General features: G+C 52.0%; 21 protein-coding genes and 2 pseudogenes. 4 read left to right on the top strand and 19 right to left on the bottom strand.

Annotation, left to right across the window (positions count from 1 at the left end; translation table 11 throughout):
* Positions 1-3 precede the first annotated feature (3 nt).
* The 4 genes from speE to nspC are packed head-to-tail and all read left to right on the top strand — an operon-like array spanning position 4 to position 4219.
* Positions 4-855, top strand: coding sequence for a polyamine aminopropyltransferase (speE, locus tag ACLM7Z_RS10695; protein ID WP_435645003.1), 852 nt, complete (start codon positions 4-6; stop codon positions 853-855).
* Positions 855-1724, top strand: coding sequence for an agmatinase (speB, locus tag ACLM7Z_RS10690; protein WP_087021482.1), 870 nt, complete (start codon positions 855-857; stop codon positions 1722-1724). The genes speE and speB overlap by 1 nt, the downstream gene beginning before the upstream one ends.
* A 33-nt stretch (positions 1725-1757) precedes the next feature.
* Complete coding sequence (locus ACLM7Z_RS10685) at positions 1758-3017, top strand: saccharopine dehydrogenase family protein (protein ID WP_087021485.1); 1260 nt, start codon at positions 1758-1760, stop codon at positions 3015-3017.
* Positions 3017-4219 (top strand): carboxynorspermidine decarboxylase, encoded by a 1203-nt coding sequence (nspC, locus tag ACLM7Z_RS10680; protein WP_435645002.1) that lies wholly within the window; start codon positions 3017-3019, stop codon positions 4217-4219. The genes ACLM7Z_RS10685 and nspC overlap by 1 nt, the downstream gene beginning before the upstream one ends.
* Positions 4220-4497: 278 nt before the next feature.
* Here the strand turns inward: nspC and ACLM7Z_RS10675 are convergent, their stop codons facing one another.
* The 19 genes and pseudogenes from ACLM7Z_RS10675 to mltG form a co-directional block, all read right to left on the bottom strand.
* Positions 4498-5484, bottom strand: coding sequence for an ABC transporter permease (locus ACLM7Z_RS10675; RefSeq protein ID WP_087021491.1), 987 nt, complete (start codon positions 5482-5484; stop codon positions 4498-4500).
* Positions 5477-6982 (bottom strand): sugar ABC transporter ATP-binding protein, encoded by a 1506-nt coding sequence (locus tag ACLM7Z_RS10670; protein ID WP_087021493.1) that lies wholly within the window; start codon positions 6980-6982, stop codon positions 5477-5479. The genes ACLM7Z_RS10675 and ACLM7Z_RS10670 overlap by 8 nt, the downstream gene beginning before the upstream one ends.
* A 136-nt stretch (positions 6983-7118) precedes the next feature.
* Positions 7119-8138 (bottom strand): sugar ABC transporter substrate-binding protein, encoded by a 1020-nt coding sequence (locus ACLM7Z_RS10665; RefSeq protein WP_087021496.1) that lies wholly within the window; start codon positions 8136-8138, stop codon positions 7119-7121.
* Between the two features lie 86 nt (positions 8139-8224).
* On the bottom strand, positions 8225-9013 hold the full coding sequence (locus tag ACLM7Z_RS10660; RefSeq protein WP_435645001.1) for a TIM barrel protein: 789 nt from the start codon (positions 9011-9013) through the stop codon (positions 8225-8227).
* 1 nt (position 9014) lies between these two features.
* Entirely contained in the window at positions 9015-10025 is a 1011-nt protein-coding gene (gene iolG, locus ACLM7Z_RS10655; protein ID WP_435645773.1) for an inositol 2-dehydrogenase, read from the bottom strand.
* Between the two features lie 71 nt (positions 10026-10096).
* The gene (locus ACLM7Z_RS10650; RefSeq protein ID WP_242969863.1) at positions 10097-10861 is read right to left on the bottom strand and encodes a substrate-binding domain-containing protein; all 765 of its coding nucleotides are present in this window, start codon (positions 10859-10861) and stop codon (positions 10097-10099) included.
* Positions 10862-10993: 132 nt separating this feature from the next.
* Positions 10994-11104: pseudogene (locus ACLM7Z_RS10645) on the bottom strand (helix-turn-helix domain-containing protein); the annotation flags it as partial.
* 464 nt (positions 11105-11568) lie between these two features.
* Positions 11569-12424: pseudogene (locus ACLM7Z_RS10640) on the bottom strand (IS3 family transposase).
* A gap of 81 nt (positions 12425-12505) precedes the next feature.
* On the bottom strand, positions 12506-12982 hold the full coding sequence (locus tag ACLM7Z_RS10635) for a transposase (RefSeq protein ID WP_435645000.1): 477 nt from the start codon (positions 12980-12982) through the stop codon (positions 12506-12508).
* Complete coding sequence (locus tag ACLM7Z_RS10630) at positions 12949-14064, bottom strand: LacI family DNA-binding transcriptional regulator (protein ID WP_435644999.1); 1116 nt, start codon at positions 14062-14064, stop codon at positions 12949-12951. The genes ACLM7Z_RS10635 and ACLM7Z_RS10630 overlap by 34 nt, the downstream gene beginning before the upstream one ends.
* Before the next feature lie 258 nt (positions 14065-14322).
* Positions 14323-14877 carry a hypothetical protein gene (locus ACLM7Z_RS10625; RefSeq protein ID WP_087021508.1) on the bottom strand — a complete coding sequence of 185 codons (555 nt, stop codon included), beginning with the start codon at positions 14875-14877 and terminating at the stop codon, positions 14323-14325.
* Between the two features lie 37 nt (positions 14878-14914).
* Positions 14915-15193: a hypothetical protein gene (locus ACLM7Z_RS10620; protein ID WP_087021511.1), complete on the bottom strand. Its 279-nt coding sequence runs from the start codon at positions 15191-15193 to the stop codon at positions 14915-14917.
* A 118-nt stretch (positions 15194-15311) separates the two neighbouring features.
* A complete protein-coding gene (locus ACLM7Z_RS10615) occupies positions 15312-15902 on the bottom strand; it encodes a toprim domain-containing protein (protein WP_087021514.1) in 591 nt (196 codons plus the stop codon).
* Positions 15899-16957: a DNA polymerase III subunit delta gene (gene holA / locus ACLM7Z_RS10610; protein ID WP_087021517.1), complete on the bottom strand. Its 1059-nt coding sequence runs from the start codon at positions 16955-16957 to the stop codon at positions 15899-15901. The genes ACLM7Z_RS10615 and holA overlap by 4 nt, the downstream gene beginning before the upstream one ends.
* 24 nt (positions 16958-16981) lie before the next feature.
* A complete protein-coding gene (locus ACLM7Z_RS10605; protein ID WP_435644998.1) occupies positions 16982-19204 on the bottom strand; it encodes a ComEC/Rec2 family competence protein in 2223 nt (740 codons plus the stop codon).
* Positions 19205-19294: 90 nt separating this feature from the next.
* Positions 19295-19633, bottom strand: a complete 339-nt coding sequence (locus tag ACLM7Z_RS10600) for a histidine triad nucleotide-binding protein (protein ID WP_087021522.1) — start codon at positions 19631-19633, stop codon at positions 19295-19297.
* A 37-nt stretch (positions 19634-19670) separates the two neighbouring features.
* Positions 19671-22313: an alanine--tRNA ligase gene (gene alaS / locus ACLM7Z_RS10595; RefSeq protein WP_087021525.1), complete on the bottom strand. Its 2643-nt coding sequence runs from the start codon at positions 22311-22313 to the stop codon at positions 19671-19673.
* A 309-nt stretch (positions 22314-22622) separates the two neighbouring features.
* Entirely contained in the window at positions 22623-23867 is a 1245-nt protein-coding gene (locus ACLM7Z_RS10590; protein WP_435644997.1) for a peptidase U32 family protein, read from the bottom strand.
* Positions 23868-23880: 13 nt separating this feature from the next.
* Positions 23881-25002, bottom strand: coding sequence for an endolytic transglycosylase MltG (gene mltG / locus ACLM7Z_RS10585; protein ID WP_087021531.1), 1122 nt, complete (start codon positions 25000-25002; stop codon positions 23881-23883).
* Positions 25003-25013: the final 11 nt, after the last annotated feature.

The following is a 25013-nucleotide window of genomic DNA, read 5'->3' as shown; positions in this document are numbered from 1 at the left end:
ACAATGGAATTATGGTTCAGTGAAAATCACACCGAGGACGTCAAGCTCAGTCTGCGTGTCAACCGTCAACTGTATTCCAAACAGAGTGATTATCAGCGCATTGATGTGTTTGACACACCCGAATTTGGGCGTGTGCTGGCGCTGGACGGCAATATTATGCTGACCGAGCGCGACGAATTTATTTACGACGAAATGATCGTCCATGTCCCCATGGCAGTACATCCGGATATCACCAAAGTGCTGGTTATCGGCGCAGGGGATGGCGGTGTCGTGCGCGAGCTGACGCGCTATGAGCAAATCAGACGCATTGATCTCGTAGAAATGGATGAACTGGTTGTAGAGGCGTGCCGCCAGTACCTGCCGGACAATGCGTGCCGCCTGGACGACGAACGCGTGCACATCTATTTTGAAAACGGCCTGAAATTTATTCGACGCTGTGAGGAGGAATATGATCTCATCATCGTCGATTCCAACGACCCATTCGGCCCGTCCGAAGGCTTATTTACGCGAGAATTTTACGGAAACTGTTACAAAGCGTTGAAAAAGGACGGCATTATGGTCAACCAGCAGGGCAGCCCATTTTATGCCGAGGATGCGCACGCCATGCAGCGCAGTCATAAGCGCATTGCAAGCACCTTCCCCATCAGCCGTGTCTATCAGGCACATATCCCGACGTACGCCGCAGGTTACTGGCTGTTCGGCTTCGCCAGCAAAAAATTTCATCCGATTGACGATCTGGATAGTGCTGCGTGGAATGCACATCACCTGCGCACGCGCTATTATACAACTCGTCTGCACATCGGCGCGTTTTATCTTCCTGCTTTTCTGGAACGCATGCTTGAGGAGGTGGAGTGATGCTTTCGCCCAACATAGAGACCTTTCTCGGCTGTGATGCGGATTATACATCTGCCGATCTCGTGCTGTTTGGCGCGCCGTTTGATTCCACCACCAGTTATCGTCCGGGTGCACGCTTCGGCCCATCCGCAATGCGGCATGAAAGCTTTGGTCTCGAAACCTACAGCCCCTATCAGGATGCTGACCTGACTGATTATGCGATTTTTGACAGCGGCGATCTCGAGCTGTGCTTTGGCAGCAGCGAGCTGGCACTGGAAGCCATTCAGGAGCGGGCAGAGGTGATTCTTTCGGACGGAAAGCTGCCGCTGCTGATGGGCGGAGAGCATCTGGTCACACTCGGTGCCGTGCGTGCGGCGCTGAACCACTTTCCCAATCTGCATATCATCCATTTTGACGCGCACGCAGATCTGCGCGAGGACTATCTCGGCGTGCAGCTCAGCCACGCCTGTGTCCTGCACCGCTGTTACGATCTGATGGGTGACGGGCGCATTCACCAGTTCTGCATTCGCAGCGGTGACCGGGAGGAATTCCAGTTTGCCGATATTCATACAGATATGCACAAATTTTCCTTTGACGGGTTGGAGGATGTCCTTCAGCCGCTAATCGCAGCAGACACACCGGTGTATTTCACCATCGATCTCGACTGTCTCGACCCGTCCTGCTTCCCCGGTACTGGTACGCCGGAGGCGGGCGGTGTGGATTTCCCTTCCCTGTTGCACGCCATTCAACAGGTCAGCCGCACCCATGTTGTTGCAGCTGACATCAATGAACTTGCGCCGATGCTCGATGCATCCGGCGCTTCCACCGCACTCGCATGCAAAGTTCTGCGCGAGCTGATGCTCGCCCTTGCACGCAATCGAAGCAACTAACCACCCCATATTCTGCCAAAAAGGAGATCAATCATGAGCAAGGTTCTTATCATCGGCTGCGGCGGCGTTGCATCCGTCGCCATTCACAAGTGCTGTCAGGTAAGCGATGTGTTTACCGAAATCTGCATCGCCAGCCGCACCAAATCCAAGTGCGATAAGCTGGCGGCAAAGCTGGCTCCTACAACCTCCACGAAGATTACCACTGCACAGGTCAACGCGGATAACACGGACGAGGTCATTGCACTGATTCGCTCTTATCAGCCAGAGCTCGTTATGAACATCGCCCTGCCCTATCAGGATCTGACCATCATGGATGCATGCCTTGCGTGTGGAGTGAATTATATGGATACCGCCAATTATGAGCCGGAGGACACTGATGATCCGGCATGGCGCAGGATTTATGAAGCTCGCTGTGAAAAAGAAGGCTTCTCCGCGTATTTTGACTATAGCTGGCAGTGGGCATACCGCGAAAAGTTTGAACAGGCCGGACTCACTGCCCTGCTCGGCAGCGGCTTTGACCCCGGTGTCACGCAGGCATATTGCGCTTACGCAGCAAAGCACGAATTTGACCAGATTGACACCATCGACATTCTCGACTGCAACGGCGGCGATCACAGCTATCCCTTCGCCACCAATTTCAACCCGGAGATCAACCTGCGTGAGGTATCTGCGCCGGGCAGTTACTGGGAGAATGGTCATTGGGTAGAGATTCCTGCGATGAGCATCAAGCGCGAATATGATTTTGATCAGGTTGGACACAAGGACATGTATCTGCTGCACCACGAGGAAATCGAATCACTGGCACAGAACATTCCGGGTGTCCGGCGCATTCGCTTCTTCATGACCTTCGGTCAAAGCTACCTCGACCACATGCGCTGTCTGGAAAATGTCGGCATGCTGTCGACTACACCGATTCTATTTGAAGGCAAAGAAATCGTCCCGATTCAGTTCCTTAAAGCACTGCTCCCTGATCCGGCGACGCTTGGCCCGCGCACCAAGGGCAAGACCAACATCGGCTGTATCTTTACCGGCAAAAAAGATGGCAAGGATAAGACCTACTATATCTATAACATCTGTGACCACGAAGCCTGCTACAAAGAAGTCGGTTCACAGGCGGTTTCGTACACCACCGGCGTTCCCGCAATGTGTGGTGCGCTCATGCTGCTGACCGGCAAATGGAACAAACCCGGCGTTTACACGGTCGAAGAATTCGATCCGGATCCGTATCTGGATGCGCTGGATAAATATGGACTGCCGCGCAGTGAAAGCCATGCGCCGGTGCTGGTTGACTGATGCAGAACAAAGATATACGTCCACCATTCGCCGGACTGTCCGGTTTGGATGTCACACAGCTGTTCGCCGATCTGCCAACTCCGTGCTATGTGTTGGACGAAGCACAGTTGCTGCAAAATGGTAAGATTCTGCGTGGTGTACAACAGCGCACCGGATGCCGCATCCTGCTCGCTCAAAAGGCGTTTTCCAACTTCCCACTGTACCCCGTACTTGCGCCGTACCTGTGTGGTACAGAGGCAAGCGGGTTATATGAAGCACGCCTCGGCAAAGAGGAAATGCCTCAAGGCGAGGTACATGTTTTCTGCGGAGCATACCGCGAGCGCGAATTTCCAGAACTGCTGCAATACGCCGACCATATTGTATTCAACTCTCCGCGCCAGCTGAAAAAATTCGGTGCACGTGCAAAGGATGCAGGGAAAAGCATCGGTTTGCGTATCAATCCGGAATGCTCCACACAGGATGGGCATGAAATTTATGATCCCTGTGCGCCGGGCAGCAGACTGGGCACCACACGCGCTCAATGGGATGCCGCGATAACACCGGAATTATTTGGTCTGTTGGACGGGCTGCATTTTCATACCCTGTGCGAGCAGACCGCCGACGCGCTGGAGACAACGCTGGATGCTGTTGAACAGAAATTCGGCGATATTTTGTCACATATGAGCTGGATCAATTTCGGCGGCGGTCATCATATTACACGCCGTGATTACGATATCCGCCGTCTGGAACGGCTGATTGTACGAACGCGTGACCGCTATGGTGTCACGGTTTATCTTGAGCCAGGAGAAGCGTGTGCACTCAATGCCGGATATCTGGTCACAGAGGTTCTCGATGTCCTGCAAAACGGTACCACTTATCCGGCGATTCTCGACATGTCAGCTGCCTGCCACACGCCGGATGTCATTGAAATGCCTTATCGACCGCCGCTCTATGGTGCGGGCGACGCAGGTGTTCACGCGCATACCTACCGCCTTGGCGGTCCCACCTGTCTGGCGGGAGATATCATTGGCGACTATAGCTTTCCCGCACCGCTTCGCGAAGGCGACCGCCTGGTTTTCGGAGATATGGCAATTTATACTACATGCAAAAATAACACTTTTAATGGCATGCCGCTGCCCGATATCTGGCTGCTGCGTGCTGACCGAACGCTCAAACAGCTTGTATCCTTCGGATATGATGATTTCAAAAGGCGTCTGGGCTAACCTGAAAATGCGCTGGATTGGAGAGTGATCTGATCCGGCGCTTTTCTTCTTTTTCTGAGAAAATCAGAAGCCTGCTGTCCATTGAGGCAGCAGGCTCTGATTGGGGTTTTTGAGAGAGTCACAGCAAGTCATGGAACCTGCTGTGACTGTGGAAGCATGTCCGAAGAGATCCATTCTGTTGCAGGATGCTTCAGATATTTGATGGCAAGTGGACCTGCTTTACAGCAGGTCCACTCGTGAATAAAAGTAAATGAAGAGAAGAAACTGAAAATCAAAACTTATGCCTTGGCAGCAGCTTCCTTGCGGCGAGCCTTTGCTGCCATGGACTCACGGGTGACATCGAGCAGAACCGCGCCGATGATAACCAGACCGAGAACCATGTTCTGAATCGAAGAGTCAATTGCCAGCAGCGTGAAGCCGTTGCGCAGAACTGCGATGACCAGAGCGCCGATCAGCGTGCCAGCCATGGTGCCCTTGCCGCCCATGAACGATGCACCGCCGATAACACAGGCTGCAATTGCGTCGGTGTCATACGGCTGGATTGCATTTGCGCCGTTGCAGATGCCGGAACGGCCAACAGATACGATGCCTGCCAGTGCCGCCATGAAGCCGGATACCACGTAGCAGAATGTCAGAACATTCGCGGAGTTGATGCCCGACAGACGGGTTGCTTCCATGTTGCCGCCTGCGCAGTAAATGGAACGGCCCAGTGCAGTGCGGGTCAACATAATATGCATGATGATATAGATCACGATCAGGACAATAAAGCTGACCGGGAAACCGCCGATGGTTGCGGAACCGAGAGCTGTAACTCCCTTCGGGAAACCGGAAATCATCTGAGAACCGGTAACCAGCAGCGAAGCACCCCACAGGAAGTTCTTCATGCCGAGGGTAGATACGAACGGATGCGGCAGATGCAGGCGGGTCAGCAGCAGGCCGTTAATCAGACCGATAAGCGTGCCGACAACCAGTGCGACAACCAGCAAAAGAACCGGATTGGTGATACCAGCCTTGACCATCATGCCCATGACGCAGGCACAGAAGGTCGCGTTCGCGCCGACCGAAAGGTCGATACCTGCGGTAATCAGGCAGAGCAGCATGCCGCTTGCCAGCAGTGCTGTAAATGTAGTCTGCTTCAGGACAGACATGATGTTGCTGTAAGTAAGGAATTTATTGCTGCAAATCGTAAGTACGACGCACAGAATAATCAGCGCCGCCAGTGTTCCAAGAATGGAACTGCCATTGGATTTCTTTTTCTTATTCATCTAACGTACCTCCCCATGCTGCCTTCATCAGGCTTTCCTGGTTAAAGTGTTTGCTGTCGCGGTCTACGGTCGCCATGACCCTGCCGCCGCGCATGACAACAACGCGGTCGGACATACCGAGAATCTCCGGCATTTCAGACGAAACCATGATGACGCACTTACCTTCCTTGACAAGGCGGTTCATGACATTGTAAACCTCGATCTTTGCGCCGACATCGATGCCACGGGTTGGCTCATCGAAGATGTAGATATCCGCATCCGTATTGACCCATTTGCCGATGACGACCTTTTGCTGATTGCCGCCGGACAGCTGTCCTACGATTTCATCGATGGACGGTGTCTTGATACGGAGCGAATTGATGTTCTCTTCGCCCCGCTCCTCAATCTTTTTCTCATCGAGGAACAATCCGGACTGGAAACCCTTCATGTTCGCAAGAATCAGATTGGTGCGGATGGTCTGCGCCAATACAAGGCCCTGTCCCTTTCGGTCTTCAGTGAGGAATGCAATGCCCTCTTTGATGGCCTGACGCGGGCTCTTGATATGAACCTCTTTGCCGTGGATATAAATCTTGCCGCCGTCAATCGGATCAGCGCCGAAAATTGCACGCATAGTCTCCGTTCGGCCTGCACCAACCAGTCCGGCAAAGCCCAGAATCTGACCGCTGTACGCTTCAAAGTCGACGCCAAACAGTACGCCGCCTTCCTCCAGGCCTTCGACCTTGAGGGCGACATCGCCCTTTTTGCCGAATTCCTTCGGGAACAGATTGTCCAGTGTACGGCCGACCATTGCGGAAATCAGAGAATCATTTGTCCAGTCCTTGATATCGCGCGTGTCGATATACTGGCCGTCACGGATAACTGTGACGCGGTCACACAGCTCAAACAGCTCTTCCAGCTTGTGAGATACAAATACAATACCAATGCCGCGGTCGCGGAGCTCGCGGCAGGTTTTCATAAGCTGAGCAACCTCTTTTTCGCCGAGCGAGGAGGTCGGCTCATCCATAATAATCATTTTTGCGTCGATCAGAACCGCTTTTGCGATTTCGATCATCTGCTGAACGCCCATGCCAAAGGTTCCAGCCGGCTTCTCCGGATCAACATCCTGTCCGAGGGAAGCCATGACTTCCTTTGCCTTTTTGTTCATTGTCTTGTAATCCAGCAGTCCGTTTTTGCCCTTGATCCACTTATTGATAAAAATATTATCGGTAATGCTGAGCAGTTTCTCAATGTTCAGCTCCTGATAGACACAGGCAATGCCTGCCGCTGCGGATTCATTCGGATTGCGGAAGGTTTTCCGCTCGCCATTGACATAAATTTCGCCCTCATCCGGCTGATGGACACCGGTAAGCACTTTAATCAATGTAGACTTGCCTGCGCCGTTCTCACCGATCAGACCGAGGATTTCGCCAGGCTTGACCGCAAGCTGCATCTTGTCGAGAGCCACAACACCCGGGAATGTTTTGGTACAATCCCGCAGCTCTACGATATATTCACTCATTGACAGTTCACCCTTTTCTCCGTTAAATCGGTTGCATGAAATGGAACAGGTGATATAATCTCCACCTGTTCCATATTCATTTTCCTATGTACAAGATCTGTGGCGCTGCCGCCGCAGATCCTGTACATCAAACATATTACTTTCCGAGGTAACCATTCAGTCTGTCAATGCGCTCCTGTGCATTATCCTTGGTAACGATTTCAGTACCGGAATCGACAACTTCGTCGACCTCTTCACCCTTAGCTGCCTTCAGTGCAGTCTCAACTGCCAGATAGCCCATGTCATATGCCTGCTGTGCAGCAGTCAGGGTCAGCTGGCCGTTCAGAATGGATTCACAAGCCGTGATCTGTCCGTCAAAGCCGAGGAAGATGGTGTTCTTGTAGTTTTCATTGCCGGATTCCTGAGCAGTACGAGCTGCTGCAACCGCCATGTCGTCGTTATTTGCGCAAATGATTGCAACGCCTTCCGGATGGGTCTGCATGATAGCTTCCATAGCGTTAACAGCTTTGTCAGCGACTGCATCTGCATACTGAGTCTCGTCCGCCAGGAATGTGCCGCCGCTCTCCTCGATGCCCTTCTGATAACCAGTCATACGAGCAGTATTGGTTGCGTCACCCTGAACGCCTGCAATTTCGATGCAGTTGACTTCCGCCCAACCAGCTTCCTTGGCGAGCTTTACAGCAGCCTCTGCGCCGGCCTTAGCAGCTGCCTCGTTACCAGTACCTACGAAAGAAATAACTTCCGGTGCATCAATGTTGGTATCGACTGCAATAATCGGGGTGGTCTGACCAGAAATCAGGTTTGCAACCAGGTCAGACTGTAACGGAGCGATGCAGTACGCATCGTAGTCAGCCGCGAGGTCAGTCTCGATCTGGTTCTGCTGCTCGTCGTAAGAGGTCTCAGACGGAGGTCCCTTGATATCGACAGTAACGCCCAGATCTTCCGAAGCTGCTTCTGCACCAGCTTTCATAAACTGCCAGTGCTCGGAAGCCAGAGTTTTCATGATGAAGCTGATCTTGATGTCGCCGTTGTCAGCTCCTGTGCTGCCCGAACTACTCGCAGAGCTGTCTCCGCCAGAGGAACTGCCGCCGCATGCGGTCAATGTCGTTGCCATTACGCCTGCCATCAACATGGCCATCAATCTTTTTTTCAACATACCTTGTTTCTCCTTTACTCCTTTTCTTTTGTTCTATTCAGAAACATCGGAAGAAAGGTCCTCCCGATGTTTCACGATAGATAAATTCAGCAATTCTCCATAATTGCCTTAACAGCGGTCTTTGTGTCGGTGGACGGGAACAGCTCATAGCCGACGCGGCCGGTATAACCACAGGCCTCCAGATGACGGATCACCTTGGTATAGTTGATCTCGCCCGTGCCCGGCTCGTGGCGGCCCGGCGCATCTGCCACATGAATGTGGCCAAACTGATCGCTGTACTTGCTGATGGTGTCACAGATACAGCCTTCGTTGATCTGCATGTGATAGACATCGTACAACAGCTTGAGGCGCGGGGAGCCAATCAGGCGGCAGATTTCCGCACCCATCTGGGTGGTTTCAAGGAAGTTGCCGACATGGTCGGTTGTGATGTTCAGCGCCTCGAGGTTGAGATTGATTTCCTCTTCCTCTGCAATCTTTGCGCACTCCAGCAGCATGTCGTACATGGAGCACAGCTTGACGGTGTGCGAGAGATCGTCATAGTGGTTGACGACAATGCCGCCGTCGCCCAGTGCGTTGGAATGAATGGTTACGCTGGAAGCGCCGACCTTCTTTGCCGCTGCAATCGACTGTCTGAGGTAGTCGATGTACTTTTCCTTATGGGTCGGATCAACGAGGGAATAATCCGCATCGCCGTTGAAGCCGGAGATCGCGATGCCTGCCTTTTCAGCAGCTTCACGGGTCGCATCCAGATCACGAATGCGCCAGTCCCAGAACTCTACGGCTTCAAAGCCGTCATCTTTTGCCGCCTGGAAGCGTTCCAGCCACGGCAGCTCAGTATACAGGGTGTCAATGCATGCGCATTTTCTCAATGCCATATTACTCTACCTCCGAAATCTTGACCGGACGGCCTTCCTTCAGGGACTTGGTTGCAGCAGCAGCCATCAGAACCGGATACAGACCGTCTTCGCCGGTTACCGGGGTCTCTGTGTCGTTGATGACAGCATCTGCAAATGCCTTCATCTCAGAGACAAATGCACCGGTGTAACGATCCCACATAACCTTGTATGCGGTACCATAGGTTGTGCCATCCGCAGTGGACAGAACAGCGGTGGACGGGATATCGTTTTCATCCTGTGCGCAGCCCTCGGAACCGAAGACCTCAACGCGCTGGTCATAACCATAAACTGCCTTGCGGGAGTTATCGATGATGCCGATTGCGCCGTTCTCAAACTTGAGGGTGACAACTGCGGTATCTACGTCGCCTGCTTCGCCAATGCCCGGATCAACCAGAACCGAACCGTATGCGCTGACTTCCGTTACCTCAGAGTCCGCGAGGAAGCGAACCATATCGAAGTCGTGGATCATCATGTCATAAAAGATACCGCCGGAAACCTTGACATAGGATACCGGAGGGGGCTCCGGGTCACGGGAGGACACCTTAATGATGTTGACCTTGCCAACCTTGCCGCTCTGAACCATATCGTATACGGCACGGTGGTTGTGGTCGAAGCGGCGGCAGAATCCGATCTGGAGCTTGACGCCGGCTTCCTTTGCCGCATTGATTGCTTCGTGAACCTTGTTCAGATCATAATCAATCGGCTTCTCACAGAAGATATGCTTCTTTGCCTTCGCCGCTTCGATGATGAAATGAGAGTGCGTATCCGTGGAGGAGCAGATCAGAACTGCTTCAATCTCCGGATCGTTCAGGATATCTGCCGGATCGGTGGAAACGTTTGGGATGTGGCACTGTGCCGCAAACTCACGAGTTGCATCGTTCGCAAACGGATCCGCGATGGTCTTGATCTCCATCTCCGGGACAAACATGGAAATGTTCTTTGCATGAACCTTGCCGATGCGTCCCGCACCAATAATTCCTACTTTCATAATAACTCTCCTTTTCCAAATTTATCATAATTATAAATTATGGCTAATGAAATAAAACAGACAAGGGACGGATATCATCCCATGTTTTCTGAATTTACAACACTGATTTCCGTGAAGGAAATCGGCTCTACCGGTGTTTCCGGTGATAAAATCAGATTTTTTAACAGAATGACCGGCTGGTAACCCTGCCAGTAGATATCTTGTTTAATAATGAAATCAATGCGATCTTCTGCCAGCAGACGCTTGGTCTCAGCGGTGAGATCATTGCCCACAATCATGATCCTGTCCATGCGTTCGCTGGCGGCGACCGCCTCGGTGCACGCGACGACATTTTCATTCGCCATATAGATGGCGGACAACCTCGGCTGCTTCTCCAGAATCTCACTGACCTTTTCGTATGTAAGCAAATATTCGTTGAAGCTCTCAATAATGGTGATTCGATAGGACGAAATGCCGACTTCCCGGCATTTATCGCAAAAGCCCTGCACGCGCTGCCTGTGGCCATCGATTTCGAGGTTTCCAACGACCACAAGAACCTCATCCTGTTCCTTTAGCATTTTAACGATCAGGTCTGCGGCGACCCTTCCGCTTTGATAGGGATCTTGTCCGATGAAACAAGTACGTCCACTGTTCGGAATATCACTGTTGTATGTGACAACCGGAATATCAGCATATGTCAATTCCAGAATCAGACGCTGAATCACGGGACTGTTCTTGACGCAGAGAGCAATGCCGCCAATCCCCTGCTTTCGCATTTCAGTTATTCGGTCGACAAACTCATTCGGCAGATCGGTTTCACACTCAACCACATCTACAGTAAACCCGAGCGGTTCGATCATATGCCTGGCATCATTGACACCCCGCAGCCATTCCCGTCTCAGATTTGCGTCAAACCATCCGCTGCCGGGAAACAGGACGCCAATCCGTTTTACAAGCGTATGCTCGAATTTGGGTGAGGAAATATATCCCAGTCTTTTGGCTGTTTTCAGCACATGCTCTCGAACTTCAGGCTTCACGTTTGGCCGATTGTGCAACACACGATCGACAGTCCCGCGTGAAACGCCGGAGTTTTCTGCAATCATTTGAATTGTGACACGTCCCATTCGTTCACCCGTGCTCCTTGTTTTTATTGTGTTATTAAGCACAATTATTTTATATCACACATTTTTGTCGAAGTCAACGTTATTTATCGGCATAAAAGTTGCTAAATTTAGGATAAATCATAAATTGTGCAAATTTTGTGCTTTTTTGTGCTTTCCTTTTTCCATCATTTTTTCAATTTTGCGTACCTTTCCTTGCAAGAGCCGGACTTGTCTATACATTTTTTCCTCTGTTTTTTGTGTATTTTGCACATGACACCCTATTATTCCGAAAAAAAGTCGTTGCGTGCACATGTACGCAGAAGTGCATCGCACAATTTTGCGCAAAAAAAGACAGAAACCTGTCTGTCGGTTCCTGTCCATTCAGATTCTATCTTTGTTGGAATGGTGGTTGACTTTACGTGAATGTGCTCAGATTTGGGGGTGCGGACAAAATCTTGGACTGATTATGCAGCAAAACCAAGATGATGTCTATACTCAATCGGGCTCAGCCCGCCTAAAGATAACTTGATGCGTTTATGGTTATACCAATTGATATAGCGGTCAATCTCCCGGCTAAAATCGTCAAGCGAGACTCCTGTCCAAGAGCGGCCATAGAACATTTCGTTTTTGAGCCTTCCAAAGAAACCTTCGCAGGCTGCGTTATCGGGGGGAGCAGCCCTTCTTAGACATAGAGCGAATGAGACCAGCCCCATTCATCCGTTCAATCCATCCGGGCCATCGATAATGGCAGCCCCTGTCAGAATGGACAATCGGATGACAGCCCTCTGGCAGATCGGCAATCACTTGATCCAACATGGTGTTGACCAGATCGGCATTGGGGCGGGTTCCGATCGTCCAGCCCACAACCATTCCATCAAAACAATCGATCATGGCGGAGAGATATAGCTTGCCGTTCGAAAGGGCAAATTCTGTGATATCCGTCAGCAACTTCTCATACGGCTGATTTGCATGGAAATCGCGTAAAATGATGTTCTCTACTTCGGGTGTGATTTCCCCCAAATACGAACTATATTTTCGTTTCTTCGAGCGCAAAACCACCAGTTTTTCTTCTTTCATGATCCGGCGGATGATCTTCTCGGAGAGCATAATCCCTTTGCGCTTCAGCGCCAGATAAATGCGACGGTAACCATATATGCCCCTGTTTTCGTGAAAAATCGAGGTGATTTGTGCCCGTTGGGATAGATATTTGTCGGGTTTGTTCATAACAGCTTGCTGGTAATAGTAACTGCTTTTGGCCATCTTAAAACGGGACAGCAGCGCTGGCAGTGCATATTTCCCCTTCAAGGCATCGATGATCACTGCCTTTTCACGGTTTCTGAGTACCGTTAGATCGATGCCGGGGGTCTTTTTTTAAAACTGAGATGGTCTCCTTCAGCACATCTACTTCAAACTGCAGTTCCTGGAGTTGCGTTCGAAGATTCTCCAGTTCCTCAGATTCAGGCAATGCATGATCCTGAGGCAACGGCTCCTTGGTATGCTTTTTCTCTTCGCCATCAGACCCACCATCCCATACTTCAGATATTTCCTGCGCCAGACGTATATGCTCATACGGCTGTATCCGATTTCCCTTGATACATATTCTACATCTTCGCCTAATTCAAAGCAACGGTGAATTACCTCATATTTGAATTCTGCTGAGGGATGCCTTGGATGCCCCGATGTGTTGCAGTGATGATCCATCTCTGTGGGAGACTCTTCTGTGTGGCCATGTCTGTTCTCTAACCCGGCTTTTTTGCGCTCATACCAGCGGTAAAGCGTAGACTCGCTCGGGTATCCTAACCGACGGATTACAGCAGCTATTGATCCCAGCCGCTCGTATTCTCTTAGTGCGATTTCTTCCTGCTCTTTTGTATACATTCAGTTCCCTCCTTTGGAGTCCAACTTTTTGTCCGCAGGCCCTTTTCCGAGCAAATAATGTCAATTGATGTTTTGTCCGTTTCATCAGACCGTTCTATATGCTTCTGCACATAGTTCCGTAAAACCCAGAGCGGACGATAGCCTTGATGGTAAATATCCTGTGCAATGGCAAAATCGATATCGCCGCTTTTCAGAAGTCGCTTGGTGGAGTCCGTTAAGTCGTGGCTGACCACAAAGATCTCACCCGTGCGTCCGACCTCATGAATGGCATCCACACAACCGGTCACGCTGTGGTTTGCCATATAAATCGCACGGATATTCGGTACACGCTCCAGCACTTCCTTTACCTTGCGGTAAGTGAGCGAGTAATCATTGTATGTTTCAATCAGCTCAATCTGTCCACCGCTGAAGCCTTTTTCATAAATTCGTTCGCAGAAGCCCTGCAAGCGAAGTCGATGGCCATTAAATTCCGGATTTCCGATTGCGACCAGGAAAGCATCGTCAGGACCGATGTATTTGGAGACCAGCTCGCCTGCAACGCGGCCTCCACTCACAACATCCTCGCCGACAAAGCACAGCCGCTTGCAATTGGAAATATCCGAATTGAATGTCACAACAGGGATATTTTTATCGTATAATTCGTCGATTTTCTCCGCTATTTTGCTATGATCTATGGCGCAGATCGCTATCCCGCATGCACCCTGCTCAATCAGATGGTCTATACGTTCGAGCGTTTCGCTGGGGAGATTGGTTTCACACTCTTCAACCAGAACTTCAATGGAATAATCTGCGAGCAGCGCCTGCACATCCCGGATACCGCGCATAATTTCATTCCGAAAATGTCCCTTCTCATTGGACAGCAGTACACCGAGCACGGATGGCTGCAAAGATGGTACTGCGAGCCCAAGTGCCTTTGCCTGATCTTCACGTGGGGGGACATAACCCAGCTCCTTCATTGCTTTGACAATGCGCTCGTGCAGCTCCGGCTTGACATGTGGACGCTGATTGAGCACACGGTCGACCGTGCCGCGCGACACCCCCGCCTGTTTTGCAACCATATTGATCGTCACTTTTCTCGGCACAGAAATCACCTCAGTTTGTGCTTTTTTACACAATTTATTTTTTAACACAATTCCTAGTATTTGTCAATATGCAATGAGAATATTAGCAACTTTTCACAATTCCCCAGAAGAATTTCTCAAGTTGTAAAAAATTAACAGCTTAGCAGGAAAGGTCTGTCACATATTTAAACAGTGTGCGGATAAAAAGATTGTCCCCTTTGTAAAATAGTGGGACAATCCCGTTGTCAGCTTCTTCATTTCTCTACAGTAAAAACGGACTCAGAACAGCCCGAAGCGTTTTTTCTCCCGCTGCGGTTCGGAATTACGCGTCAGGCATTCGACAATTGCTTTGCCCATCGAATTGCAATAGTAGGTGTGCTTCGACAAGTCAGCAACACAGATACGCAGCGCACTCCAGCCATATTCGCCTTTTTTGTATTGGCGATAGTCTTCACTCCGCTTGATTTTGCGCTGTATCCGCGGGTCAACGACATCCGTGCAAAGCACAAAGCTAATCAGCGTATAGTCATGGGACGGGTCACCGGACGGTACCCGTTCGTCCTGAATTTTGCGAAACAGTTCCAGATACTGCGCGAACAATGCCTCTGTCAGCTGCTCACAGCAGTCAAAAAAGCACAATTCGCCGCACAGACTTTCTCTGGAAATATTAGACTTGATTCCGAACAAATAGCGGGGATCTCGCTTTTCATATCCTGTGACCATCGGAAACACCTTTCCACAGCACGTCACATCATATTGCGTTTCAAACGGCGGCTGATACTGCTGCTCCGCCTGCCGGAGAAACTGCTCGGCTCTTTGGCTAAAATCACTCACGGCCTGAACTCCCTTCCCAGATTTATTTTCTGCAGCGTCAGGACTGCTCCGCGTCGTCAGCTTTTTCAGCTTCTTCCGCCTGTTCCGCTTCAATCTGCTCTGCCGGAATATCCTTTTCCGCAAAATATTTTCCGTCAATCCAATAGCCGACTGCAAAACCGATTACTGCTCCGACAATTTCCAGTGCAGAGCTGTCCATACGGAACAGGCCGGTTAAAAACATACCAATCGCAAAGCCAAGTGCCAGTCCCAAAAACTCCGACCGGGGCACCGTGTTAAAATATTTGCTCTGCGTGCTGTGATATCCACGTTTCATTGATTCCATCCTCCTGATCCTGTTTGTTCTGAAACAACACAGATTTCTTTTATCATACATACACAGCGTTTCTGTTGTCAAGTAGAAAATCGCGCAATCTGCCTGCTGTGTGTGCGGATTATGATTCGGCCAGCCCCTCGATCAAACGTCTGACCTCATCGTAATCTGCAATGGCGTTAATAAATTCGAGCAGTGCGTTCGCCGTCATGTGCTGCGGCAGGTCGAGCGCGCGCAGCAGCTTTTTGCGCTTTGCATCGCTGCCCGGTACGCCGGACAGGCCCCACGCATAAAAATCTGCCTTTGTGATTTTGGGGTTGTGATCCGCCTCCGGCAGACACGTCACACCCGCTTTTTTGAGCGCCTGCAAAATAACAGCATCCGGTACACCCTCGACACCCAGCGTTCCTTCCTTGGAGCCATGTGCTTTGCGTCGTTCCTTGCCGGCGATCTGTGGGATATAGGCGTGTCTCACCTGTCCCTTTGGAATGGCACCGCGCAGATAATTTCGGATGACAAAACCTGCTCCGTCGCTGTCGGTCAGCACGAGAATGCCGCGCTCTGCCGCAATGCGGCGGATAAGCGCCAGCTTTTCTTTGTTGTTAAAAATCGCAAAGCCACCGGTCTCGATGACAACGGTATCGACCAGCTGCCTGATTTTGTTGACGTCATAGCGGCCCTCTACGACAATCGCTTCGCGGATGTGAATCATCTCCGCACCGCCTTTTCTCCAAAGTTCGCCGCCATCTGAAGCAGCATCAATTCCAGAACCTTTTGTCTGTCCGCCCCGGCGGATTTCATCGCTACATCGCTCTCGCCGCACAGCAACAGTGTTCGCCGCAGCCATTTCGTGTCCAGGCGCGCGGCGGAATCGCGCATTTTGCGCGCATAGTATGTCGATTTGCTGCCGAGCAGTTCCATCAGTTCTTTATCGCTTTTATGCGCCTGCATGGCGAGCTTTGCGGCATACAGGCGTTGGATATGGCGCGCAATCGCTGCGAGCAGCACAATCGGCTCATTTTTCTGCGCAATCAGATCGTTGACCAATCCCAGCGCGCGGTCAAACCGCTGTGCGGTAATGGCATCGGTCAGATCAAATGTAACTGCATCCAACACTTTTGTGCAGACGGCATCAATGTCGCTGCGTTTCACAGTATCTGTCGCGCTGTGCGCACATGCTTTTTCGATTTCCAATGTCAGATTGGTCATCGAAGTGCCGCACAGGAACAGCAGATAATCGCACGTATCGGTGTCGATCACCTTGCCGGCATCCTTCGCATGCCGCTTAACCCAGGGAATCAAGTCATGCCGTTCCAAGTGTGAAAAATCCGCAATACAGCCGTTTTTTGTAATAATACTGTGCAGCTTGGTGCGCTTATCTGGCTTCAACGCAACCGTATCGTAATAAAAAACGAGGCATACATATGCCGGCAAATCGGACAGAATGCCGGGCAATTCCTCTTTCATTGCGGCAGGAGCCTTGTATACATCCAGATCTCTGACAACAACCATGCGCCGCTCTGCCATTGCGGGATAGCTGTCCACAGCCTCTGTCAGCCGCTCGACAGTCAGGGATGCTCCTTCAAACACATCGTAATTAAAATCGCGGAAGGTCTCATCAACAACCTCCTTTTCCAATGCAGCGAGATAATGCTCCTTGAGATAACTCTCTTCCCCGCCGATCAGGTACAGCGAGCCGATGGTGTGATTTTTCAGGTCAGTTTTCAACTGCTGCACACCGTCAGCTTTTGTCGGTTTCTTCGGCATACTACGCCTCCCTTCCAGTCTATCTTAATCCCGTTCGGTCTTCCAGTCAATCTGTCCTGTGTAATATGGGTTGACAATCGGAATCCCACCGTAATCTGTGCCGCTCTCCCAGCCGCTTTCCAGCACGATCTGTGAGGGAGCAATACGGCGCAGCAGTTCCTGCATTTTCTCAGTGTTTTCGGAAAATCCACCGGATACCAGCAGTGTATCGCAGGGCAACGGCGTTTGATCGGTCAGCTCCAGCAGCATATTCTGTGTCAGGGCATGTACCGTCACAATGTCCTGATCTTCCGATTGGATGCGTACAACCAGCTTGCGCTCGACTGCGCCGAGCACGGACAATCCGAGTGAGTCATTGCCCACCGCGGTCTCCGTTTCCGGAGCCAGCATTTCATAGGAAATGCCCAGTGTTTCCATCGTCTGGATGACTTCGGGATAAGGGGTCTTATTTTCCCGGTTTTTCTGTGGCAGAAGCACACGCTCTACCGGTATTTCCCGGAACAGCTCGCACACATTGCGCGCATGTCCGAGATCGACCGAGGTTAGAATGACCAGATCGAGCGAATCGATGCCATACCAGTCGAGGTATGCCGCGACATCCTCCGCCGCATTGTGATAGCCAGAACCACTGCAATCGATAAGCGCCGCCTGTTCCCCGCAGGAAATGACAATCGCCTGCCCGCTGCCCTCTGGTAACACAGAAATATGCAGGTCATTCTGTACCGCTGTACCGCGCCAGACACTGATTCCGACGACAAGCAGCACAAGCAGCGGTATGCCTGCCGCAAGCACGCGGCGGCTGCCCTTCCACAGCAACAGCGCGGCAAGTGCGCTCAGTACAATGGCAAAGGCAAAATCGACATGATTTTCGCAGTACAGAAGTCCATATGGAAGTCCTGCTATCCAGTCACTGACCCACAAAATATAATCGGTCAGCCAGCCTGCGGGCGTCAGCAGCACTGCCGCTGCTGTGGGCACGAACAATCCGGAAACTCCGCCGATAAACAGCAACGGAAATACCAACGACACCGCCCACAGTGCAAGCAGATTGGACAGCACGGAAAATACCGACAGATAGCTAAAGTGATACAGCAAAATCGGCGCGGTTATTGCGGTCGAACTGACCGTGCAGGCCACTGTACCTGACAACACCCGGTACAGACGCTTGACCGGATTCCGCACGCGCTTCGGCAGCGCCAGCAGATATTGGATGCGCGACGCAAAGCACAGAATGCCAAATGTTGCGGCAAAGGAGAGCTGTAAACTGACAGAGGTCAGCGAATCGGGCAAAATGACCAGAATCAACAGCAACGCCGCGAACAGCGAGTTCATGCTGTCGCTCTGCCGTCTGACCCAGAAGGACAACAGCAAAATCCCATACATCACACAGGCGCGCACAACCGACGGTGACCAGCCGACCATCAGATAAAATGCAAGCAGTGCGGGAATGCCGAGCGCTGTGCCGAGTTTCCTGCCGAATACAAGCAGCAACAGCGAAATCAAAAAGCCGACATGCATGCCGGACAGTGCGATGACATGCGAAAGCCCCGCCTTGCGAAGGTGATCTCTGTCTGCGGTTGTCAGATCAGATCGGTCACCGGTCGCCAGTGCATTCCAAAAAGATATCTGTCGTTCCGTGCCATACTGCGCAAATACGTCGCGCAGCTTCTGCGCGAACAATTTGGGATAATACGAGAGCGGACGGTATTCCGGCTGTGTGACAGTAATTTCCGCATTTTTATTCACCGATGCCAGCACAAAATAGCCCTGTGAGCGGTAATAGCTCTCGCGGTCGAAGCCCTCCCGCAATCCAGAGATATAAAATTCAAATTTGCCGGTAATCGTATCGCCCGGTTTGATTTCTTCCTCGGTCAGCGGCAAATATGCCAGCGTGCGGAAACCGGTTTTCAGCCCGACGTCGCTGCCGTCAACCCGCACTTCGAGGCGCTGGCTGTCTTCATACTGCACGGCATAATCTGCCGCAGTGACAGTCATGTGTTGTGAGAGCCCTTCCAGCCCGGAAACCGGATCGGTGATATACCTGTGATACGCATCTGTATATGCCAGGCCGCAGGTCAGTCCTGCCAGCAGTACACACACCGGAATCGTCGGTGAAACCAACCTGCCGATGATAATAGACGCAGCCAGCATGAGCACAGCCGCCGCAAGCGGAATCGATACGCCAAACAGGGCAATCCCACAGCCGACAGCAAACGCCACAGAAAACCAGATCAGCGGACGCTGCATGGCAATCTCCCCCTATCTGTGAACAGGATGCGAAAGGTGGCACCGCACAGCAGCGCCACCTCACAATGCCTATGTTCCGATATCAGCAGATCAACCGGGCGGCCATGTCATATCACGGCCGGACAGCACATGAAAATGCAGGTGGAACACGCTCTGCTGTGCCTGCTCACCGATGTTGGAGACAACACGGAAGCTCTCCATGCCCATCTCCTTTGCGATTTTGGCAATGGCTTCAAAGCACTTTGCCACAACCATGCTGTTTTCCGGCGTGACTGCCGCCGCAGACGGAATGTGCTGCTTCGGAATCACGAGGAAATGTGTCGGCGCCTGCGGGTCGATGTCATAAAATGCATAGACATCATCATCCTCATACACCTTTTTGGAGGGGATTTCCCCTGCAATAATTTTACAGAACAGACAATCTTCCATCGAACATCCTCCTTCCAGATGAATCGAACTGTGAGATTTATTTCAGCATTGCATCGACAATGTTGTTGACTGCTTCGAGGGCTTCCTCCAGCTTTGCCGGATTCTTGCCGCCTGCGGATGCGGAATCCGGACGGCCGCCGCCGCCACCGCCGCAGAGCTTGGCAACTTCCTTGACGATCTTGCCCGCATGTGCACCTGCCGCCAATGCTTCCTTGCCGCAGACACAGAGCAGCTGTACCTTGCTCTCGCCGGTGACAACCGCAAGAACAGCAACCATCTTCGGCGCACGCTCCTTAATCAGGTCGCCCAGTGTGCGCATGATCTCCGGAGACTCATCGTCCAGCTTGGCAGCCAGAACATTGACGCCATGAACGTCACGCGACAGGTTAAACAGCTCGACCAGCTTCATTTCAGCCAGCTTTCCGTTGAGCGATTCGATATTGCGGCGCAGATCTCGCATTTCGTCGACCATCTGACCCGCACGGACGACAACATCGTTCGGGGTCGTCTTCAGCTCAGATGCAATCTCAGCCAGTGTCTCCTGACGCTTCTCGAACATCTCAAGGAATGCACGGCCGGTCAGTGCCTCGATACGACGGACGCCTGCCGCAACAGAAGCCTCGCCGACGATCTTGAACATGCCAGCCTTTGCAGTATTGTCCAGATGTGTGCCGCCGCAGAATTCGATGGAGAAATCACCTGCGCGGACAACACGGACGATATCGCCGTATTTTTCACCGAACAGCGCCATAGCGCCCAGTTTCTTTGCCTCATCGATCGGCATTTCGTCCGTGCGAACCTCCATGCCTTCCAGGATTGCATTGTTGACAATGCTCTCAACCTTTACAATCTCCTCCGGCGTCATGGCAGCAAAGTGCGTGAAGTCAAAGCGGACATGGTCGGCATCGGTGTAGGAACCAGCCTGCTCGACATGGCTGCCCAGTACCTCGCGCAGTGCCTGCTGCAACAGGTGGGTTGCAGTGTGCGAACGGCAGATCGCCTGACGGCGCTCCTTGTCTACCTTACAGGTGACAGTATCACCGCGGCTGACAACACCGCTCTTGACGACGCCAGAATGCAGGTACATGCGTCCGTCGCCGCTCTTCTGTACGTTATCAATTTCAATCTCACAGTCGCCGTGCGAAATGATACCGTGATCCGGTACCTGGCCGCCCATTTCCGCATAGAACGGCGTGCGGTCGAGTACGAGCGTCAGCTTGGCACCTGCACGGACTGCATCAGTGCTCTCGCCTTCCGAGACAATTGCGAGGACATTGGCAGTTGCTTCCAGATTATCATAACCACAGAATTCGGTGCTCAGCGATTTGTCCAGACCGAGGTCTTCCGATGCCCAGCCGAGGTCGCCCATGCGCTTGCGGTCCTCACGGGAACGCTCCTTCTGTTCCTGAATCAGCGCATCAAAGCCGTCGCGGTCGGTGGTCATGCCCTGCTCCTCGAGGATTTCGATGGTCAGGTCAATCGGGAAGCCGTAGGTGTCGTGCAGCTTGAAGGCGTCAGCAGCCGGAAGCTCGGTTTTGCCTTCCTTCTTTGCAGCCTCGATCATGTCATTGAGAATGCTCAGACCCGCGTCAACCGTTGCATCAAAGCGTTCCTCTTCGACCTGAATTACCTTGCGGATATACTCCTGCTTTTCGATCAGTGCCGGATACGCACCGCCGCTCTCCTGAATGACGGTATCACATACCTGATACAGGAACGGCTTGTCGATGCCGAGCAGCTTGCCATGACGTGCCGCACGGCGCAGCAGACGGCGCAGGACGTAGCCGCGGCCTTCGTTGGACGGAATAACACCGTCGCAAATCATCATGACGGTCGAACGGATGTGGTCGGTGATGACGCGCAGCGAAACGTCCGTTTTGTACGACTCTCCGTAGGTCTTGCCGGAAATGCGGGAAACATGGTCGGTGATGTTGCGGACGGTGTCGACATCAAACAGAGAATCGACGTCCTGCATGACAACAGCCAGACGCTCCAGACCCATACCGGTATCGATGTTCTTCTGAACCAGTTCAGTATAGTTGCCGTGACCGTCGTTGTTGAACTGGGAGAATACGTTGTTCCAGACCTCCATATAGCGGTCACAATCGCAGCCGACCGTACAGCCCGGCTTGCCGCAGCCGTACTTCTCGCCGCGATCGTAGTAAATCTCGGAGCACGGGCCGCACGGACCGGAGCCATGCTCCCAGAAGTTGTCTTCCTTGCCGAAGCGGAAAATGCGCTCTGCCGGAATGCCGATCTGCTTGTTCCAGATTTCAAATGCCTCGTCATCATCCTCATAGATGGACGGATACAGGCGGTTCGGGTCGAGACCCATGACCTCAGTCAGGAATTCCCAGCTCCAGGCGATGGCTTCTTTCTTAAAGTAATCGCCGAAGGAGAAGTTACCCAGCATTTCAAAGAATGTGCCATGACGCGCGGTCTTGCCGACATTCTCGATGTCGCCGGTGCGGATACATTTCTGACAGGTCGTGACGCGGCGGCGCGGCGGCTCCTGTTCTCCGGTAAAGTACGGCTTGAGCGGTGCCATACCGGAATTGATGAGCAGCAGCGACTTGTCACCCTGCGGAATCAGAGAAAAGCTCGGCAGTCTCAGGTGATCCTTGGACTCAAAGAATGCGAGAAACTTTTCACGGATTTCGTTTAAACCCATGTACTGCATGAAAATTGCCTCCAACTATTGATATAAATTTATTGTTTTACAGACACAAAAAAGCCCTCGCCCGGTATAGGGGCGAAGGCTTTGCTCGCGGTACCACCCTAATTTGCCGGAAATCCGGCATCTCAGTGCGCCCTTAACGCGGGCAGACGATCCGGTTCTTTCCCGGATGGCTCAGAAATGGCTGACAGGCTCCTGCGCTGCGGGGCTTCCACCGTCCCCCGCTCTCTGCAAGGCGGTATGCGCTGTCTCGTTCCGTCATTGCCAAACTAGCTGTATAACGCTTTCATTATACACGTTTGTGTGAATTTGTCAACCGTTTTTGACTGGATTTGCCGCTTTTTCCTTGCGCAGGATTGAGAAATCCGAGACGTGGAACGGGAATTTCATATGAATACGCATCATGGCAGAACGCGCGGCATCCAGAATTTCCCCGTCATCGTTGCGCATTTCCTCCACGCGGAAGGAATAAACCGGCTTGCCCGGCTGCATCAGCTCAAGCGTATCGCCGCTGAAAAAGCGGTTTTTGAGTACGAATACGGCGTTGCCGTCTGCATCACACGACTCAAACAGTGCAGCGATTTCCCAGTCGCGTATGTACATGACGTCTGGGTAATACTGTCCCTTCGGGTCGCGCCCGAAGTAAAATCCGGTAAAGTATTCGCGGTGGCTGATCTTTCCGATTTCCTCGCGGATATCATCCGGAACCTTGAAGTCCGGTGTTGGATTCGCCAGATAAGCATCAACAGCGCGGCGGTATGCGGCAGTAATGCCCGCCGTATAATAGGCAGTCTTTGCACGGCCTTCGATTTTGAATGAGGTAATTCCCGCAGCGATCAGCTCCGGAATATGGTCAATCATGCACATATCCTTGGAATTGTACAGATACGTGCCGCGCTCGTCCTCATCCACCGGAAAAAACTGTCCCGGCCGCTTCTCCTCCATCAAGGCATACTTCCAGCGGCAGGACTGTGCACAAGCGCCGTGGTTGGCATCGCGCCCGGTCGTGTAGTTGGAAATCAGGCAGCGCCCGGAATACGAAATGCACATCGCTCCGTGGACAAAGCACTCGATTTCGACCTCCGGCGGGATGTGGTCGCGGATGGTTCTGATTTCCTCCAGCGTCAACTCACGCGCGAGCACAATGCGCTCCGCGCCCATCTCAACCCAAAATTGTGCGGCCTCATAGTTGAGGATGCTCGTCTGGGTGCTGATATGCAGCGGCAGCTGCGGCACCACGCGTTTTGCCACGCGGATCACGCCGAGGTCAGAGACAATCGCCGCATCTGCGCCGTATTCATACAGCTTTTGCAGATAGGTTTCCAGCTCAGCGAATTCGTTTGAGCGCGGTGAAATATTGACCGTAACATAGACCTTGACGCCGCGCGCATGCGCATAGGCGATGCCCTCGCGCAGCTCATCGTCGGTAAAATTGTCGGATGCCGCGCGCATGCCAAAGTGTTTTCCTGCCAGATAAACGGCATCCGCACCGTATGCAATCGCGTATTTCAGCCGTTCCATATCCCCTGCCGGGGACAGAATTTCAGGTTTGTTCATAAAAATCCTCTTGTTAATTTGCGTTCTTTTCCGCCTGTACCTTCTTGATATTGGCGGTCTGTTCCTCCTGCGTTTTCGCATAAATATGCGCTGAGCCATCCGCATTTGCAACATAGTAATAATAATCATGCTGTGCCGGGCTGACTGCTGCCTTCATCGCGTCAAGACCCGGATTGCAGATCGGCCCGGGCGGCAGGCCCTTGCTGGTATAGGTATTGTACGGGCTGTCGGTCTTCATATCCTCATCCGTCAGTTCGAGATGGCCGACCGCGTATTGAATGGTCGCGTCAATGTTGAGGTACGGATATTCGGACGAATGGTTCAGACGGTTGGCGATAACGCCGGAAACCTGATACATATCGTCAGCATTGACAGCTTCTTTTTCAATCATGGAGGCGATGTTGACCATATCCGCAACGGACATGCCTTTGGCTTCGCACAGTTCCGCCAGACTGTCGCCCTCCGAATCGTCGTTCAGCTTATTCTGGAAATTTCCAAGCATTTTATTGATGATGGTATCTGCGTCATCGCTCAGATAGAACTCATAGGTATCCGGGAACAGATAGCCCTCGAGACGGTTGGTCTCATTGCCCAGATCGTCCGGCAGGAAATCATAGTTGAATTCGCCGTCCTGAAGCACACTGGTCAGTTCATCCTTCGAGCTCAGACCATTTTCCACCAGCGTATCGATAATCTGTTCAATCGTATAGCCTTCCGGGATCGTAACTGTCTGTGTGCTCCGGTTGGTCAGGCGGATTTCATTGACAATGTGGCGGTAATCCATATTGGAATTGAGCGTCCACATGCCCGGGCGGAATGTGACATCCCGATAAATGATGGTGGTAAACAGCCGGAAGAATGAGCCGTAATTGACGACACCGCTCTTATCCAGCAGCTTGGAAACCTGTCCAACCGTGGCATCCTCCGGAATTGTGACCGTGATCTCACGGTCCTCCTTTGCCAAAGCAAACAGGTCATTGCCGAGCAGAATTCCGGTTGTCGCCAAAACTGCGGAAACCAGCAGGATACCGATCAGATACAACAGACTGTTGTGGCGCGTAGAGCGCTTTTTTTTGGTTCGTTTTTTGGTTTGTGACTCGTTTTTTGTATTATTTTTGTTTCCAAACAACTTCATATCCGTATCCT

This window comes from Butyricicoccus porcorum, from assembly GCF_051246315.1.
GTDB lineage: Bacteria > Bacillota > Clostridia > Oscillospirales > Butyricicoccaceae > Butyricicoccus_A > Butyricicoccus_A porcorum.
This window is presented reverse-complemented; position numbering and strand designations above follow the sequence as displayed.